At 66.0% G+C, this 16,530-nt stretch carries 14 protein-coding genes and 1 tRNA gene; 5 read left to right on the forward strand and 10 right to left on the reverse strand.

Annotated elements, in window-relative coordinates; translation table 11 throughout:
* Positions 1-1,298: hypothetical protein (locus ACYVDK_RS18140; RefSeq protein ID WP_460524390.1), on the reverse strand; the 1,298-nt coding region annotated here is incomplete at its 3' end.
* A gap of 279 nt (positions 1,299-1,577) precedes the next feature.
* Here ACYVDK_RS18140 and ACYVDK_RS18145 point away from each other — a divergent pair.
* A complete protein-coding gene (locus ACYVDK_RS18145; RefSeq protein ID WP_460524392.1) occupies positions 1,578-2,873 on the forward strand; it encodes an MFS transporter in 1,296 nt (431 codons plus the stop codon).
* Positions 2,874-2,975: 102 nt separating this feature from the next.
* Here ACYVDK_RS18145 and ACYVDK_RS18150 read toward each other — a convergent pair whose 3' ends face one another.
* The 4 genes from ACYVDK_RS18150 to ACYVDK_RS18165 form a co-directional block, all read right to left on the reverse strand.
* Positions 2,976-3,320, reverse strand: a complete 345-nt coding sequence (locus ACYVDK_RS18150; RefSeq protein ID WP_460524394.1) for a YciI family protein — start codon at positions 3,318-3,320, stop codon at positions 2,976-2,978.
* Positions 3,317-3,784, reverse strand: coding sequence for a MarR family winged helix-turn-helix transcriptional regulator (locus ACYVDK_RS18155; protein ID WP_460524395.1), 468 nt, complete (start codon positions 3,782-3,784; stop codon positions 3,317-3,319). Before ACYVDK_RS18155 ends, ACYVDK_RS18150 begins: the two co-directional genes overlap by 4 nt.
* A gap of 213 nt (positions 3,785-3,997) precedes the next feature.
* A tRNA-Ser gene (locus ACYVDK_RS18160) sits at positions 3,998-4,087 on the reverse strand.
* 283 nt (positions 4,088-4,370) lie between these two features.
* Positions 4,371-5,297, reverse strand: coding sequence for an alpha/beta fold hydrolase (locus tag ACYVDK_RS18165; RefSeq protein WP_460524397.1), 927 nt, complete (start codon positions 5,295-5,297; stop codon positions 4,371-4,373).
* 256 nt (positions 5,298-5,553) lie between these two features.
* On the opposite strand from ACYVDK_RS18165, the gene radA reads away from it, so the two are divergent.
* Positions 5,554-6,909 (forward strand): DNA repair protein RadA, encoded by a 1,356-nt coding sequence (gene radA / locus ACYVDK_RS18170; protein WP_460524399.1) that lies wholly within the window; start codon positions 5,554-5,556, stop codon positions 6,907-6,909.
* Positions 6,910-6,919: 10 nt separating this feature from the next.
* On the opposite strand, the gene ACYVDK_RS18175 is transcribed toward radA, so the two are convergent.
* Positions 6,920-7,561, reverse strand: a complete 642-nt coding sequence (locus tag ACYVDK_RS18175; RefSeq protein WP_460524401.1) for a hypothetical protein — start codon at positions 7,559-7,561, stop codon at positions 6,920-6,922.
* Positions 7,562-7,989: 428 nt separating this feature from the next.
* A complete protein-coding gene (locus ACYVDK_RS18180; protein WP_460524403.1) occupies positions 7,990-8,532 on the reverse strand; it encodes an amino-acid N-acetyltransferase in 543 nt (180 codons plus the stop codon).
* Positions 8,533-8,685: 153 nt separating this feature from the next.
* On the opposite strand from ACYVDK_RS18180, the gene ACYVDK_RS18185 reads away from it, so the two are divergent.
* Positions 8,686-8,925 (forward strand): hypothetical protein, encoded by a 240-nt coding sequence (locus ACYVDK_RS18185; protein ID WP_460524405.1) that lies wholly within the window; start codon positions 8,686-8,688, stop codon positions 8,923-8,925.
* Positions 8,926-9,201: 276 nt separating this feature from the next.
* Here the strand turns inward: ACYVDK_RS18185 and ACYVDK_RS18190 are convergent, their stop codons facing one another.
* The gene (locus tag ACYVDK_RS18190; RefSeq protein WP_460524407.1) at positions 9,202-11,724 is read right to left on the reverse strand and encodes an ATP-dependent Clp protease ATP-binding subunit; all 2,523 of its coding nucleotides are present in this window, start codon (positions 11,722-11,724) and stop codon (positions 9,202-9,204) included.
* A 199-nt stretch (positions 11,725-11,923) separates the two neighbouring features.
* Positions 11,924-12,373: a hypothetical protein gene (locus ACYVDK_RS18195; RefSeq protein ID WP_460524409.1), complete on the reverse strand. Its 450-nt coding sequence runs from the start codon at positions 12,371-12,373 to the stop codon at positions 11,924-11,926.
* 258 nt (positions 12,374-12,631) lie between these two features.
* Between ACYVDK_RS18195 and ACYVDK_RS18200 the strand changes: the two genes are divergently transcribed.
* The gene (locus tag ACYVDK_RS18200; protein WP_460524411.1) at positions 12,632-13,963 is read left to right on the forward strand and encodes a hypothetical protein; all 1,332 of its coding nucleotides are present in this window, start codon (positions 12,632-12,634) and stop codon (positions 13,961-13,963) included.
* Positions 13,964-13,973: 10 nt separating this feature from the next.
* The gene (locus ACYVDK_RS18205; RefSeq protein WP_460524413.1) at positions 13,974-14,951 is read left to right on the forward strand and encodes a pirin family protein; all 978 of its coding nucleotides are present in this window, start codon (positions 13,974-13,976) and stop codon (positions 14,949-14,951) included.
* Positions 14,952-15,053: 102 nt separating this feature from the next.
* Here the strand turns inward: ACYVDK_RS18205 and ACYVDK_RS18210 are convergent, their stop codons facing one another.
* Complete coding sequence (locus tag ACYVDK_RS18210) at positions 15,054-16,283, reverse strand: cytidylyltransferase family protein (protein ID WP_460524415.1); 1,230 nt, start codon at positions 16,281-16,283, stop codon at positions 15,054-15,056.
* Positions 16,284-16,530: the final 247 nt, after the last annotated feature.

Genomic DNA, 16,530 nt, shown 5'->3' on the forward strand with positions numbered 1-16,530 from the left:
CGACGCCACAGTGCACTCGGAGGCAAACCACCCATCAGCCGCCTGCAACCAACCTGATGGCCGGGTACATCTAGCAGGCTCGCATATTGCGCTTGTGCCCAGGACGCCTGTGCGCTGTCTCCGACCGCGCCTGCAAGGTACTCGTAACTTGCAAGGCCGAGGAGGGCTTCGTAGTCATCGCTGGTCCAGCTGCCATTGGCATCGATGTCATTCGTCTCACCGATGATGCCGCCGGGCCCGGTGCGGTCTGCCGCGATCGTCTGAGCGGCCGCCTCGATGCTGGGCCGGACGGAAGCCCCGCCCTCGCCGGGCTGCGCGAAGTGGTGCTTCAAGAAGGACAGGTCACCAGTCTTCTGGTAGTACAACGCCCACAGCCATGGATACGCCCACGTGCCGTCCGAATATCCGGTGTTCGTGCCAACGACCTTGTCGACCTCATCGAGGAGCTGATGAGCGTCGGTGAAGTATCCCTGGTTGAAGAACTCCGCAAGAATCCCGATGACGTCGTGCTCATACTCGGAGTGGTAGCCGTTGGTTCCCGTGTCGAGGTCAATTCCACTGCGATCGATCTGTGTGTACGCGAATCCCGCCTTGTAAGCGTTCACCAGGGCGACATCGGGGATTTGCGGCATCGCAAGCCCCCGCAGTTGCGAGTCCCAATAGGCGCGCATGTTAGCGAAGTGCCGGGCGTAGCCGCCTGCCGCTGCAAGCTGGGACTCCGTCGGCCAGCTGTAACTCGCCCCGAACTTGTCGATCGCAACGACATAGTCGTGATCGACGGTCCTTCCCGCGGGAACCGCATTGGACACGCTGCCCAGGCTCACTAGGCCAGCGCTCGGCGCGGGATCCGCCGTCACAGTGCGGCTCGTCGGGTTGTGCACACTCACGCGGCTGTATGCCAGAACATAGTCGTTCCCGTCGATGACGACTTCGTCGGCGAAGTTCGTGATCGACACCGCGACGCTCCCGGCGCGAAAGCTGGTGACCAACGCTGGGAGGTAGCCATCGGCGTTGGTCCAGGTCGTCGGACTGTTGTTGTAAATGCCGAAGCCGTAGCTCTGGTTGATTCCGTTGTAGACGTAGAAGCTTCCGCCGAGGCACGCCGTCGCGCCTTGGTTGTTTCCCGTCCAGCCGATCGCAGCAGCATCCCCGTTGGGGCCCCCGGCTGCGGAACATGGATACGGAGCAACCGTCTCGGCTTGCGCGGGGACGCCCGACGATCCGATGACTGCGATCACGACAGAAGCCACGGTCACTCCGAGCGCCGTCAAGCGCAGCGCACGACCCACACCTTTCATTCCATCTCCCAACACCGTCTCTGAAGGGCACACGGACCGTCGTGCAACGCTTCGTCGAGTTTTGTGTAACGATACACAATCCTGCGTGACGCGTCAAGGAATCGTGGGCGAAGGCTCGACTCCGACGCAATGACGCACTTCGACCACTGCTCCCGCCACGCGATTCCAGCGGTCATGCGCCGCGGCCCGAGCGGGTGCCGGTTCGATCGAACATCGCGACACGGAAATGTAGGTGGCGCGAACATTTGTAAGATAACGTTTCTGCGAGGAGGGAAAGCGATGGCGGAGTCCGACCCTCCTTCGAATGGTGCTGTCGGCATGCCAGGGGTCCCGCGCAGATTCGCGGCTCTGCGCAACAAGGACTCGCGTCCCTATCTCTTCACATCAGGCCTGTCGATGATGGCCGACAACACCGAGCACGTGATCACCTACTGGGTGCTCTGGCAGATGTTCCACTCTCCTGCGCTGGTCGGTTTTCAGGTGATCAGCCACTGGTTGCCGTTCCTCCTGTTCTCGGTGTGGACGGGCACGCTTGCCGAGAAGTACGACTGCCGCAAGCTCATCCAGGTGGCGCAGGGCCTGTTCATGCTCGTGTCCGCGCTCTGGGGCGTGCTGTTCCTCACCGGATCGCTTCAGGTGTGGGAGGCCTGCGTGCTGCTCCTGCTGCACGGCATGGCCGGTTCGATCTGGTCACCAGCCGAGCAGCTCATGCTGCACGACTTCGTCGACCGGCACGAGTTGCCGAGCGCGGTGCGCCTCAACGCGACGTTCCAGAGTCTCGGCATTCTCTTCGGGCCGGTCGTGGGTTCCGCCCTGCTTCTCTGGCTCGGTCCCACCGGCGGTATCTTCGTGAACGTTCTGCTCTACCTGCCGATGACCATCCTGATGTGGCGCACCCGGTTCACCGGACACGTGCGGGATGGAGCGCTGCTCGAAGGTGCCCCGCGCGTGCGCTTCAAAGACACGATCAAGGTGCTTCGTCGCATCCGCTCGAATCACATGATCGTCGGAATGATCATCATCTCCGGTCTCACTGCCGTGACGATCGGCAACGCCCTGCAGGTCTCGATGCCGGCGTTCGCCGAGCGCCTCGGCGCAGGAAGCGAAGGCGACCTGACGTACGGCATGCTCCTGTTCGCGATGGGGTTCGGCGGGGTCGCCGGCGGATTCCTGCTCGAGGCCACCGGCATCATGCGACCCTCCGTGCGCGCGGCCGTTCTCTCGACCGTCGTCTTCGGCGGAGCGACCCTCGTTCTCGCGCTGACCACCAGCTACGCGCTGGCGCTCGCCTCCCTCGTGATGGCCGGATGCGGCGAGATCGCCTCGCTCTCGATCACGCAGAGCGTGGTGCAGCTTGAAGCCCCGCCCGGCGAACGCGGTCGAACACTCGGCGTCTACAGCATGTTCGCCTCCGGCCTGCGCACCGGCGGTGGCATCACTCTCGGTGTGCTCGGAGCACTCGTGGGGATCATCCCCGCGGTCGGCGCGTTCGCTGCAGTACTCACCGTCGGCGCTCTCGGCGCATGGTGGATCGCGGCGCGGCCATCCGTGTCGAAGCGGCAGATCGGGCCGTGACTCAGCGGCTGGAACCGCCACAACCATGCCCACACGCATCCTTGTGTACACATCCGACGGGACTACCCGAATCGGAACCTTCTGCGCGGTGTGCGAGTCAGTTCAGGGGGTGAGTTCTGGGATGGGCATCTCTTCGAGAACTGTGATCGAGCAGTCGGCCGACCAAGCGAGGTGGTGATGGTCCTTGACCATCAGGATCGCGTCCTCCATGGAGGATGCTTGGATGATCGACATGCCGATGATGTCGGTCGTGCCCAGCGATACCCCGTCGGTGGTGACGCGCCGGGACTGACCGAGAGGTTGGCCCGGATCGATCAGAGCCCCTCCGAGTTTGTCGGTCCAGTCGATCCAGGCTTGCACGCCGAGTTGCGCTTCTTCAGGAGTCGCCTCAGCAAATCGCTGCGCGACGGCGAGTGGTGCGTGGTAGAGCACGACGTATCTGGTCATGGCGCTTCTTTCCTTTCGACGGATGCGAGGGCGTGCAGCCCGGCTGCGATGCTTCGAAGGGCTCCTGTGGCTTCGGTCAACCCAGTCGGGCCAAGATTCTCGACCACGGCTTGCGACCACTTCAGTTGTCGTTCGTAGATCTGCTCGAGCACTTCCTGCCCGCGATCCGTGAGTCGAACGATTTGCGTTCGGCGATCAGACGGATGCGGGGCGTACTTCACCAGGCGGTCCGCCACCAGGGCGTTGGTCAGACGTTGCACACTCTGCCGGGCGTGGCCGATGTCGCGTGCCAGTTCTGCGACGGTGACACCTTCGAATGCCCGCCCAAGGACCTGCCACCTGGCGGACGACTGACCAAGCGGAGCAGCAATCTCCTCGCCCGCCCGAATGATCGCCGCGTGCACCTCGAAGACACGCATGACGAACTCGGTCCAGGGATCGTCGGGGGTTTGCAGCGCGGCCACACCCCTCATGCTAAGTAGATCGACAGCATGCTGTCAATTGGATGCTCGAGCGCGCTGCAGATTCGTCACCGCTGTCCTGCGACATGACAAAGCCTTGAATCAGGCTCGAGCGGACGCGTTTGTCGTCAAAAAGACCGCCGTCAAACCGTAGTCAAAGGCAAAGCGAAAGCCCCGACTTCCCAGTGTTTTCTGGGAAGTCGGGGCCTTCGTGGATGGCGGTACCGGTGGGATTTGAACCCACGGATGGCTTGCACCATCACATGTTTTCGAGACATGCTCCTTCGGCCGCTCGGACACGGTACCGCCGTCTACTGTACGCGACGGCGACGCGGGCATCCAATTCGCGCACCGCGTGAAACGCCGACGCTCATTCGGCGGGCCAGACTACGGTCCGCGTGGCGACACTATGGCTTTTGACCGCAGTCGCGGCGGTTCACTATTGCGCCGTTGCACGCGACGAAGCGGCCCGGCATCCTCGGTGCACTGACCCAGTTCGCCGGCGACCGATTCCATCCGAACGATCGCGGATACGAGCAATGTGCATCAGCATTCGCACCGCTCGTGGACCGGCGCGTCGACAAGATGTTCAGCGTGCGGGCGGGCGCCGACCGTCGGTGAGAAAGTCGAGCACGCGCTTCCACGCGGGAACGATCGCCAGGTGACCGACGCCGTCGATGTCATCACGGGTCGCGTTCGCAAGCTGCGATGCGTACCAGTCGCCGTGCGCGGGGCCGATGCCGTCTTCACGCCCATACACGAGAAGCGTCGGCGCCTTCACGTCGGCGAGATCGAAGCCCCATGGATGTGCCGTGTACGCGAGCAGGTCCGTCACCTGCCCGATCGAGCCCTGCCGCACGGCGTCCTGGAGCATCGCCTCCAGGCGGTCGCGCACACCCGGCCGCTCGAGCACCGAGTGGTCGACATCGCGTACGCCCAGCACCCCCAGCGGCGGTGTGTCCGACACCTGGAATCCGCGCGCGGCGGCCTCGTGCGCGAAGGCATCCGTCAGCCGCTCGAATGCCTCATCGGCCGCAAGGTGCGACAGCGCCTCGCTCTGCTCGGCGAGCGGTTTCGGAATCCACTCCACCGCCTCGTTCGGTGCGGGCGTGCCGACCACCGCGACGCGTGAGATGAGCTGCGGATGCCTCGCCGCCAGCGCCAATGCGACCCTGCCTCCTGCAGACCACCCGACCACCGAGACCCCTCTCTCCGCGCCCGCGCCGAGAGACATGCCGGTTTCGGATCTCGTGCGGAGGAACTGGGCGATGTCGTCCGCAATTCGCGCCACCGACGGCCACACCCCCGCCGGCAGCGGATCGGATGAGCCGTACCCCGGCCGGTCGAGCGCCACGATGTGCGCGTCCGACTCCTCCGACACGGACGGGTCCGGATCGAACATGCCGCTCCCCGGCGCCGGGTGGCAGAAGATCACGATCCGATCGGCGACCGGATTGCCATGCGAACAGACGCCGATGCGGCGCCCGTCTTCGAGAGTGAAGAGCTGATCAGCCATAACCACATGATGCCGACCACCACCGACGGCGGCAACGCCGCCAGCGCATGCGATTCAGGCTTGGCGGGAATGCTCGCATTCCCGCCAAGCCGATTGAGCATCCTGAGCGGCAATCCGCGACACACGCTCCGGGCCTTGTGGCATTTCCACAGCGCCTCGTGTTCCACAACTCCGCCCGTGCCGGCCGGCGGTGACGGAGGTGCCCCATAGCCTGAATGCAGATCGAACACGCACCCACAGCACGGTCGGAGGTTTCATGGCAAAAGCGCAGGGCGGATTCCGCTGCACCGTGTGCGGTTGGACGACGGCCAAGTGGGTGGGCAGATGCGGCGACTGTCAGTCGTGGGACACCATGGCGGAGGCGGTGCAGACATCCGCTCGCCTCACTCCCACTCGCATCGCAAACGACCGGGCCGCGATCCCGATCACCGACATCGGAACCGATGCCGCCTACGACCATCGGCCTAGCGGAATCGGCGAGTTCGATCGTGTGCTCGGGGGTGGAATCGTGCCGGGCGCGGCCATTCTGCTCTCTGGTGAGCCGGGAGTCGGCAAATCCACGCTTCTGCTCGAGGTCGCCTCACGCACGGCGGCGGCGCGATCACGGGTGTTGTACGTGTCCGCAGAGGAGTCCGCCGGGCAGGTACGGCTCCGCGCGGAGCGCACCGGCGCGCTGCAGCCCAGCCTCTACCTTGCGGCGGAGACCGACCTCGCTGCCGTGGTCGGACAGATCGACGCGATCGATCCACAGCTCGTCATCGTCGACTCGGTGCAGACGATCGCGAGCCCGTCGCTCGACGGCATCGCGGGCGGCCCCAGTCAGGTGCGCGAGGTGGCGACCACGCTCATCCGTGTGGCCAAGGAGCGCAACCTGCCCGTTCTGCTCGTCGGCCATGTGACGAAAGACGGTCAGGTGGCCGGCCCGCGTGTGCTCGAGCACCTCGTCGACGTGGTGTGCCAGTTCGAGGGCGACCGGCAGACGGCGTTGCGGTTCGTGCGTGCGCTGAAGAACCGCTTCGGGCCGACGGACGAGGTCGGATGCTTCGAGATGTCCGGCGACGGCATCGTCGAGGTGCCCGATCCGAGCGGCCTGTTCCTCAGCCGTTCGTCCACACCGGTTTCCGGCACCTGCGTGACGGTGGCGATGGAGGGCAAGCGTGCGATCCCGGTCGAAGTGCAGGCACTCGTCATCGACACCCCCGCCCCGAACCCGCGTCGGGTCACAAGCGGAGTGGATGCCGCGCGCCTGGCGATGCTTCTCGCGGTGCTCGAGAAGCGGGCCGGCATCCGGGTCTCCGACAAGGACGTCTACGTCTCGACGGTTGGCGGCGTGCGACTCGTCGAACCGGCGGCCGATCTCGCCATCGCGATCGCGGTCGCATCGGCCGTGCGGAACAAGGCGATCGGACACTCCACCGTGGCGTTCGGCGAGATCAGCCTCGCCGGCGAGGTGCGCGCCGTCTCCGGATCGCGCCAGCGTGCAGGGGAAGCGAGCCGCATGGGCTTCAAGGAGCGCATCGACGGCGAAGTCGGCAGTATCGGTGCGGCTCTCCGCATCGCGTTCGCGAGCGGGCTGAGCGACTTCGATCGGGAGCTCGACGCTGCGTTCTGACGTGTCCAGGTCAGCTCAGCAAGAACTGCTTCGTCGTCTTCGAGGTGACGCCGTCCACCTGCACCTTCAGGTGATACGACGCGCCTGCCGCCGGCACCGCCTGCCGCTGCTTGTCACTGCAGGTCGATGGATCCGAATGCGTGCGGTCCCAGGCGATCGGGTTCGAGGTGAGTGTCTTTCCGGGTTCCAGAAGGATGACCGTGTCTACCGGGTTCGTTTGGCAATCCGTCGACTTCCAGTACACCTGGGTGCCGCTGGTGATCGTGAACACCTGCTTCGCCGTTCCGGCATCGAAAGTGCACGCCTTCGTGCCGGTGTTCGTGATCGAGAACGAGAGCTGCGGCTGCACGCCGCCACCGTAGCTGTTCGCATCGGTGATCGCTTCGACATCGATCACAGATGCGGCACACGCCTTGCCGCTCGCCGTCGCCTTCGTCGTGGGAACAGTCGTCGGGTTCGTGGTGGGTTTGGGTGTCGAGGCCACGGCCGTGTGGGTCGCGACCGGTGCCGTGGCATCCGACTTGCCGCGAGGCGCGAAGACGATCAGCAGAATCACCACGACGATCGCCAGGAGCGCCAGCCCCACCACCAGCCGGCGTCGCCAGTACACCTTGCTCGACTGCGGGCCGACCGGATGCTTCAGGCTCGACATGCCATCAGGCTAAGCGGCACCCCAGCGGCACCAGAGGCAACTCGCCGGGTGAAAGCGGCAATTCGCAGACCAGGGCGTGGTATCGGCCAGCCGGTCCGCCGCTCAGGTCGCAGTTTTCGTCGGCGATCGCGGCGGGCAGCGACCAAAAGTGCGACCCGAACGCAGAAGGTGCAGCGAAGCCGCGACTACAGGCGACTGAGGCGAGAGTGGAGCAAGCGTGCTTGTTCCACCGAGCCGATGGAGTCTGCCGAGCGGCGAAGCCGCGACTACAGGTGACTGAGGCGAGAGTGGAGCAAGCGTGCTTGTTCCACCGAGCCGATGGAGTCTGCCGAGCGGCGAAGCCGCGACTACAGGCGACTGAGGCGAGAGTGGAGCAAGCGTGCTTGTTCCACCGAGCCGATGGAGTCTGCCGAGCGGCGAAGCCGCGACTACAGGTGCTTGATCATGCGCGTGTTGCCGAGCGTGTTCGGCTTCACCCTCGCCAGATCGAGGAACTCCGCGACGCCCTCGTCGCGGCTGCGCAGGAGCTCGTTGTAGACATCCGGATCGACGGTCTCGTGACCCATGTCTTCGAACCCGTGCCGGGAGAAGAATCGCACCTCGAACGTGAGGCAGAACAGTCGGCTCAAACCCAGTCCCGTCGCGTCGTACTCGAGACGCTCGAGCATCGCGTGCCCGACGCCCCGGCCACGCCATGCATCGGCGGCCGCGAGGGTGCGCACCTCACCCAGGTCTTCCCACAGAACGTGCAGCGCGCCGCATCCGATCAGTTCGCCGTTGAGGTCTTCGGCCACCCGGAACTCCTGCAGGGCCTCGTACAGTGCCACACGCTCCTTGCCGAGCAGAATGCGCCGCTCGACCAGCGGCTGCACGAGCTGCTGCATACGTGGCACGTCTCCGGTCCGGGCACGGCGCACGCGGAATCCGCGCAACTCGGTCGTCGAGATCGGCTCGGTGAGGAGGTCTGCCACGCGCTTCAGAATAGGCCGTGTTGCCGTGCGGAGGCTGGCGCCGCGATCCGGAACGCCCTCGCCGACGAGCGCAAGGGGATGACAGCGGCAGCGCGCCGCAGGATGCTGAGAGAACGCGCGTGCCTCGGCGCGCAACTATTCGAAAGGACAGCGATGAAGTTCATCATCTTCACCGCCGGCGTGATGGTCGGCTACATCCTCGGGTCGCGGGCGGGCCGTAGAGGATATGACCGACTTCGCGAGAATGCGCGCAAGATCGCGAACTCGCCCGCCGTGCAGAACGTCGCCAGCACCGTCGGCGATGTGGTCGGATCGGCTGCGAACCTCGCGGGCGACAAGATCTCGGATGCCGTGAGTGCAGCGGAGAAGAAGATCGACGACGCCGCGGGTTGAGTTGCCGTCCGGAGCCCCACGTTCGTGCAAGAAGCGCGCACCCTCGAATGCCGCGCACCCTCGAATGCGGCGCGCCCTCGAATGCGGCGCGCCCTCGAATGCGGCGCGCCCTCGAATGCAGGGGACACGCGACTTCGTGCGGGAGACCACGCACCCTCGCGAGAGCGATGGGCCGCACAACACGAAGACGCGGGACCGACCGCTTCGGTCGATCCCGCGTCTTCTTCTCAGAGTGCGTTTCTTCTCAGAGTGCTTAGAGCCCTGCTCTCGGAGTGTTCAGACCCCCGCTGCCAGATCCGGGGTGGCGGCGCCGGTGCCGACCGGGCCCGCCGCGATCGCCCCCACCGGGTCCTTGCGGGCGGCGGTCGTGAACACGAACTCACCGTTCTGGTAGTCCACCGTGACGTGGTCGCCTGCGTTGAGCTCGCCGTGCAGGATCTTCTCGCTGAGCCGATCCTCCACCTCGTGCTGCACAGCGCGACGCAGCGGACGGGCGCCGAGCGCCGGGTCGAAACCGACCTCGATGAGCCGCTCCTTGGCAGGCTGCGTGAGCTCGATCGTCATGTCGCGGTCGAGCATCCGCTCGCCCAGACGCTTGGTGAACAGGTCGACGATCTGCAGCAACTCGCTCTTGTCGAGCTGCGGGAACACGATGATCTCGTCGACCCGGTTCAAGAACTCGGGCTTGAAGTTCTTCTTCAGCTCCTCCTTGACCTTGCCGCTCATGCGGTCGTAGCCGGACTGGCTTCCCGCGTCGCCTTCGGCCTGGAAGCCGACGGGACCGCCGGAGATCGCGGCCGTTCCGAGGTTGGTCGTCATGATGATGACGGTGTTCTTGAAGTCGACGACGCGACCCTGACCATCCGTCAGGCGCCCCTCCTCCAGAATCTGCAGGAGCGAGTTGAAGATGTCGGGGTGCGCCTTCTCGATCTCGTCGAACAGCACGACGCTGAATGGCTTGCGCCGCACCTTCTCGGTGAGCTGGCCGCCCTCCTCGAATCCGACGAACCCGGGAGGAGCACCGAACAGGCGGGAGACCGTATGCTTCTCGCCGTACTCCGACATGTCGAGCGAGATCATCGCCGACTCGTCGTCGAACAAGAACTCGGCGAGCGCCTTGGCCAGCTCGGTCTTTCCCACACCGGTCGGGCCGGCGAAGATGAACGAGCCGGACGGGCGGTGCGGGTCCTTCAGGCCGGCACGCTGGCGGCGGATGGTGCGGGAGAGCGCCGAGATGGCCTCCTCCTGTCCGATGACCCGCTGGTGCAGCGCCTTCTCCATGAAGACCAGTCGACTGGACTCCTCCTCGGTCAGCTTGAACACCGGGATGCCGGTGGCCTGGGCGAGCACTTCGGCGATGAGTCCCTCATCGACTTCCGCGGTCGTCTTGACATCGCCCGATCGCCACTGCTTCTCCAGGCGCAGCCGCTCCCCGAGGAGGTTCTTCTCCTCGTCGCGCAGGCTCGCGGCCTTCTCGAAGTCCTGCTCCTCGATCGCCGACTCCTTGCGCTCGCGCACCTTCGCGATCTTGTCATCGAACTCGCGCAGCTCGGGCGGCGCGGACAGGATCGACAGACGCAACCGTGCGCCGGCCTCGTCGATCAGGTCGATGGCCTTATCGGGCAGGAAGCGGTCGCTGATGTAGCGGTCGGAGAGGTTCGCGGCGGCCACGATCGCGCCATCCGTGATCGACACCTTGTGGTGCGCCTCGTAGCGGTCGCGCAGTCCCTTGAGGATGTTGATCGCGTGCGGCAGCGACGGCTCCGCCACCTGGATGGGCTGGAAGCGGCGCTCGAGTGCGGCATCCTTCTCGAAGTGCTTGCGGTACTCGTCGAGCGTGGTCGCACCGATGGTCTGCAGCTCGCCGCGCGCCAGCAACGGCTTCAGGATGCTCGCAGCATCGATGGCACCCTCTGCCGCGCCCGCACCCACCAGGGTGTGGATCTCGTCGATGAACGTGATGATGTCGCCGCGGGTGCGGATCTCTTTGGTGACCTTCTTGAGGCGTTCCTCGAAGTCACCGCGGTACCGCGAACCGGCGATCAGCGAGCCGAGATCGAGCGTGTACAGCTGCTTGTCCTTCAGCGTCTCCGGCACGTCGCCGCGCACGATGGCCTGAGCGAGCCCCTCCACGACGGCGGTCTTGCCCACGCCGGGCTCCCCGATGAGCACCGGGTTGTTCTTGGATCGGCGCGACAGAATCTGCATGACGCGCTCGATCTCCTTCTCACGGCCGATCACCGGATCGAGTTTGTTCTCGCGCGCAGCCTGCGTGAGGTTGCGGCCGAACTGGTCGAGGATCTGGCTTCCGCCCTGAGCGCTCTGCTGCTCGTTCGCCCCCACCTGTACCTGCTCCTTGCCCTGATAGCCGGAGAGCAACTGGATGACCTGCTGGCGCACCCGGTTGAGGTCCGCGCCGAGCTTGACGAGCACCTGTGCGGCCACGCCTTCGCCCTCGCGGATGAGTCCGAGCAGGATGTGCTCGGTTCCGATGTAGTTGTGTCCGAGCTGCAGCGCCTCGCGGAGCGACAGTTCGAGCACCTTCTTCGCACGCGGCGTGAACGGGATGTGCCCTGTCGGCTGCTGCTGACCCTGACCGATGATGTCTTGCACCTGCTCGCGCACGGCATCCAGCGAGATCCCCAGCGACTCGAGGGCCTTCGCCGCGACACCCTCACCCTCGTGGATCAGACCGAGCAGGATGTGCTCGGTTCCGATGTAGTTGTGGTTGAGCATCTTGGCCTCTTCCTGGGCCAAAACGACGACGCGGCGAGCTCGGTCGGTGAATCTCTCAAACATGTGGTCACTCCTGAAAGGGCCGCTGGCGGAGCGCCGGCGGGATGCGCGCTCTGTTGTTTCGCGAGCATCCGGATGCCTGCACGTCGGCCCCGTTACCTTCGAGGGTAATGAGCGGCTCGGCTCGTGTGGCCGCTGTTCGCCGTCGGCGTTAAGGCGTCGCTCCAGCGCACGCGGGTGCAGGCTGCGCGGCTCGGCGGCGCTACTTGGAGGGAAGGCCCGTCAGCCTCCAGGTGAGGCCCTGACCCGTCACGGAGACGTCCGTGTGACGGTCGACCGTGTTCGGGGTGGCGAACACCGTGGTGTGCGGAACGTAGTCCATCGTGCAGATCTTGTTCTTCGGCGCCTTCGGCATCGTCAGCTCCACCTTGTTGTGACCCGTGAGGCTGAAGCGCGAGGGCACCGGCGGGCAGGTCGAGCTGCCGTACAGCGTGACGGTGAACTGGTCTCCGCCCTTGAGCCACACCGAGAACGGTGCGCCGCCTGCGCTGCTGGCCGGCGCCTCGACGCCTTTCGGCTCGCCCTTGTAGTCGGTCACTGGCTTCGTGGAGTTCTGCGCGCATCCGGCCAGCGCAAGCACGGCGAAGCCGGCGACGGCGGATGCGACGACGACGCGCGAGAACCGGCGCGGACGGGCGGAGGGGCGCGGCATGGCTTCATCGTAGGGGCGGAAGGCGCCGCGGCCGGACGGATCCGGCCATCCCAATAGGCCCGGCAGCGGTCTGATTGAGAGAAACCCAGCGCGGGACAGGGATGTCTGCCCCTTTCGATAGTGTGCGAGGGATGGAAGGGCTCGCCGAACATGTTCGTTGATAATCTGCGTCTCATCGACCCGGACGCGCCAGATGGGGCGCGAATCAGAACCGACATGCTCCCCAGCACCACGTGGGGATCCAATGTGCGGGGCCTGGTGTCCAGCAAGGACTGGGACCGTCTGCGTCTGCCGGTGTGCGCCGCTGCCGAGAACCGCTGCGAAGTGTGCGGACGGCGCGGCCGGAGTGTGAACGGGCGAACATTGCGGCCTCACTGTCATGAGGTCTGGGTGTTCGAGACACGCAATGGGCGCAATATTCAGCGGCTCGAGCGCCTGATCGCCCTCTGCCAGGCATGTCATTCGGTGCAGCACATGGGGCGCGCGGCTGCGCGCGGGAAGACGGAACACACGATTCGTACGCTCCAGCGCGTGAACGGGTGGACCCGGGATCAGGCGCTCGCGGACATCCACCGAGCGATTGCACGATTCGAAACTATGGACCACATACAGTTCGATCTCGACCTGGGCGCCCTCGCCGGCAAGCTTTCACTGCCCGGGTATCCCGAACTGTACATTCCCGCCGCCGACCGTTCCGAGCTTGGTAACAGCTACTACGGAGACGACGGGTCTCAGCAACCCGCCGCCGCGCGGGCTGCTGGTCAGGTTGACGACTCGGGCCAATCGCCGCCGCGCCCGAAGGAACCCGATCCCGGTTCGGGCTTCCCGGACCCCCAGTTCACTCCCGACGACAATGCGCGCGGGACACAACCTTCAACGTCACAACCCGGTCAGGGGCCGCAGGTACCGTCGACCCGATCCACGCGCGTCGGAATGAGCGCTCAGCGCCGAGAAGGATTTGCCAAGAACGCAGGATGGGTCTGCATAGGGCTTGGTTGGCTCGGATTCGTGGCGTCCTTGATGGCCATTGGATCACCCTGGATCGACGTCGCGAGCAGAACGGGAAGGTTCTGGCTTCTCTTCCCGCTCGGCGCGGTGACTGTTCTCGCTACCGTCTTCGCTGGAGTACCAGTGGTGCACCCCGTTGGCCGAACCGTATGGTTCATCGCAGCGGGGATGCCGGCGCTTGCATTGCTGTGGGCACTCGTCCAGAGTTCGAGCTTTCTCGGGAACGTGATGAAGCCGATTCATCTTGCGATGCTCGTGTTACTTCCGATCGGATCCTGGCTATGCGCCGGAGCCGGCTGGGTACGACGCCATCGACAGGCTGCGGAATTCTGGGGCTGGATGGTGCAACGCGGGGTCATCGGCCCGGAGCGGCTGATCTACCTCGCCCACTCGGCGTCTGGGCCCACTGAATCGCTGGTGCTGTCGCAAGACCTGTTCACCGGGATCCGAAGGAATGAGAAGTTGTGGGGCCACCAGCCCGCGGGGTGCTGGGTACTCGTCACTCCACAGCGAGAAGTGACGGCCGTGGCCCTTGACACTTGGCGGCAGAGCTACGACCGGCGAAACGGACGACGCACGTAGGATGCCGCACATGAGCAACCTGGAGCGCCGCCCGGCGGAACTCGTAGCAGAGTGCGAAGCCGCCGATGGCGCCGGCATCGTGCTGCTGGAACCGCGGGACGTGCCGCTCGGCGGTCCCCGAGCGATGCCGGTGCACCGCACATTGCCGCAGCGCTCGAAGTCGACGATCGGCGGCTGGTGCTTTCTCGATCACTACGGCCCTGACGACGTCTCCGTGACGGGCGGGATGCGTGTACCGCCGCACCCGCACACCGGCCTGCAGACCGTGAGCTGGCTGTTCCAGGGTGAGATCGAGCATCGGGACAGTGTCGGTTCGCACGCAATGGTGCGCCCGGGTGAGTTGAACCTGATGACGGCCGGGCACGGCATCAGCCACTCGGAGGTTTCGACGCCCGAGACGACCATGTTGCACGGCGCTCAGCTGTGGCTTGCACTTCCGGATGCCTGGCGCGATCAGGCGCCGTTCTTCGAGCGCACGGTGCCCTCTCCCCTACCGATCAGCGACGGTGTGGTGGCACGGGTGTTCATGGGCGAGCTCGCCGGGGCATCCGCTCAGGCGACAGTGTTCAGCCCGCTCGTCGGCGCTCAGCTCGACCTGGATGCCGGCACCACCGTCGAGCTGGATGTGCGGCCGGGATTCGAGCACGGCATCCTGCTCGACCTGGGCGACATCGCCGTCGAGAACGTCGCGGTTCCGCACCGGCATCTCGCGTACGTGCCGCCGGGTCGCTCGCGATTGCGGCTGTCTTCGGTCGGCGGTGCGCGCATCCTGCTGCTGGGCGGCGAGCCGCTCGGCGAGCAGATCGTCATGTGGTGGAACTTCATCGGCCGCAGCCACGACGAGATCGTCGCCTCGCGAGTCGAGTGGCAGCACGAGGTGATCGAGGCAGCGGATGCCGCCGGCCGATTCGGGACGGTGGCGGGCTACCGGGGTGACCCGCTTCCGGCGCCGAGCATGCCGACCGTGCGGCTGAAGCCCCGCCAGTAGCGAGCGTGACGACCGCCGAGTAACGATCGCGACGGCCGCCGTCGGCGTGAACAGATGGCGGCCGCCGTCGAACCGTTCGACCCGGCGTGGCCCGTGCGCCCGTCAGCGGTAGAGCGGGCTCCCGTCGTGAGCGGCCGGAACAGGAGACCCGTCGCTGAACGTCGGCCAGGCCAGCGGCGCGCCCGCCACGGCGGCGAAGTCCGGTGCGCCGGCGGCTCCGGCCGGAACCGGGGCACCGTTGGCGAGGCGGGGCCAGGCGAGCGGTGGATGCGCTGCCGCCGAAGGGTGCTCGGCATGGGCCGATGCCTGCGGCGCTGATGATGCACCGTGTGCCTGCGGCACGAGCGGGACGGCAGGTGCCTGCGGCACAGGCGATGCAATCGGTGCCTGCGGCACAGGCGATGCGATCGGTGCCTGCAGCACCGGAGGCACCGGAGCGGAACCGCGTGGGTACCCGGGCGCTTGGGGCACTGGCGGTATGCCGGGACCGTAGGCACCATTGCCGTACGCACCGTTGCCGTACGCACCGTCGCCGTAGGCACCGCGGACGAAGCCGTACGACCCCGTGCGCGGCGGACGGTGCCCGCGATTGATGAGCAGCCCCCACAGCGGGATCAGCACGAGCGCGACGCCCGCGATCACCGCGACCGAGGCGACGACGCGGCCGTAGAAGTCCAGGTCCCACAGCTGGTTGAACGGGGTGGGTGCAGGAATCGTGACCATGATGCCGATGACGCCGAACGCACATCCGGAAACGTACGCGAGCACCCTCGTCACGGCGGTGACCCATCGTGCGTACAGGAAGCGCACCAGGTCGACGAGCGCGAGCATTCCGCGCACGAAGATGAGGCACAGGATGCTCCGCCAGATGTCGATCCAGAGCGCGAACGGGCCGGAGCCGTTCTCGGTCCAGATCGTGACGATCCAGAGCAGCAGCAGGTAGGCATCCGTCGCCAGCGACGCGAACTCGAACCACTCGGGACGGTATGCGCCGATGACGGTGTCGAGCCACACCAGGAGCGCGAACACGATCAACGCGATGTCGGTCGTGACGACGCGGCCGAGAGTGTCGCCGCCCGCGCCGAACAGGATGAACACCACGGAGACGAGCGCGCACGCCGCCACGACGATGAGCACGATTCGGGCTCCCCATGCACCGAGCACACTGGATCGCTTGCCGGTCGGCGCATACTGCGGGGCCGGATGAGCCGTAGGCCCGGGCGCCTGCGGACGCGGAGGGACCTCGCCGACGAGTGGCGTCGGGGCCGCGCCCGAGGGCGGCGCCCCGTCCTGCGGCGTCGCGGTCTGGTGGTTCGGGGTCTCTTGGCTCATGAAGGCCTCCTCGTGATCGCGCCGCCAGCGTATCGAAGGCCGGCGACCGGGGCGACCGCTCTCCACAGGGGCGGCCGCTTCGTGCGGTTGGGGGCGAAGAGACGCCTCACCGAAAGCCGACCGCCGAGACGGCGGTCCGCTGGCGTCGCGGCGGAGGCCAGAAATGGCCTCCGCCTTTAGCCTGGATCCACCGATGTGCTCGTGGCCGGTGGATGATTTCGGTTTGGGCGGTTCGTTGTCGTGGGGG

This window comes from Humibacter antri, from assembly GCF_054777235.1.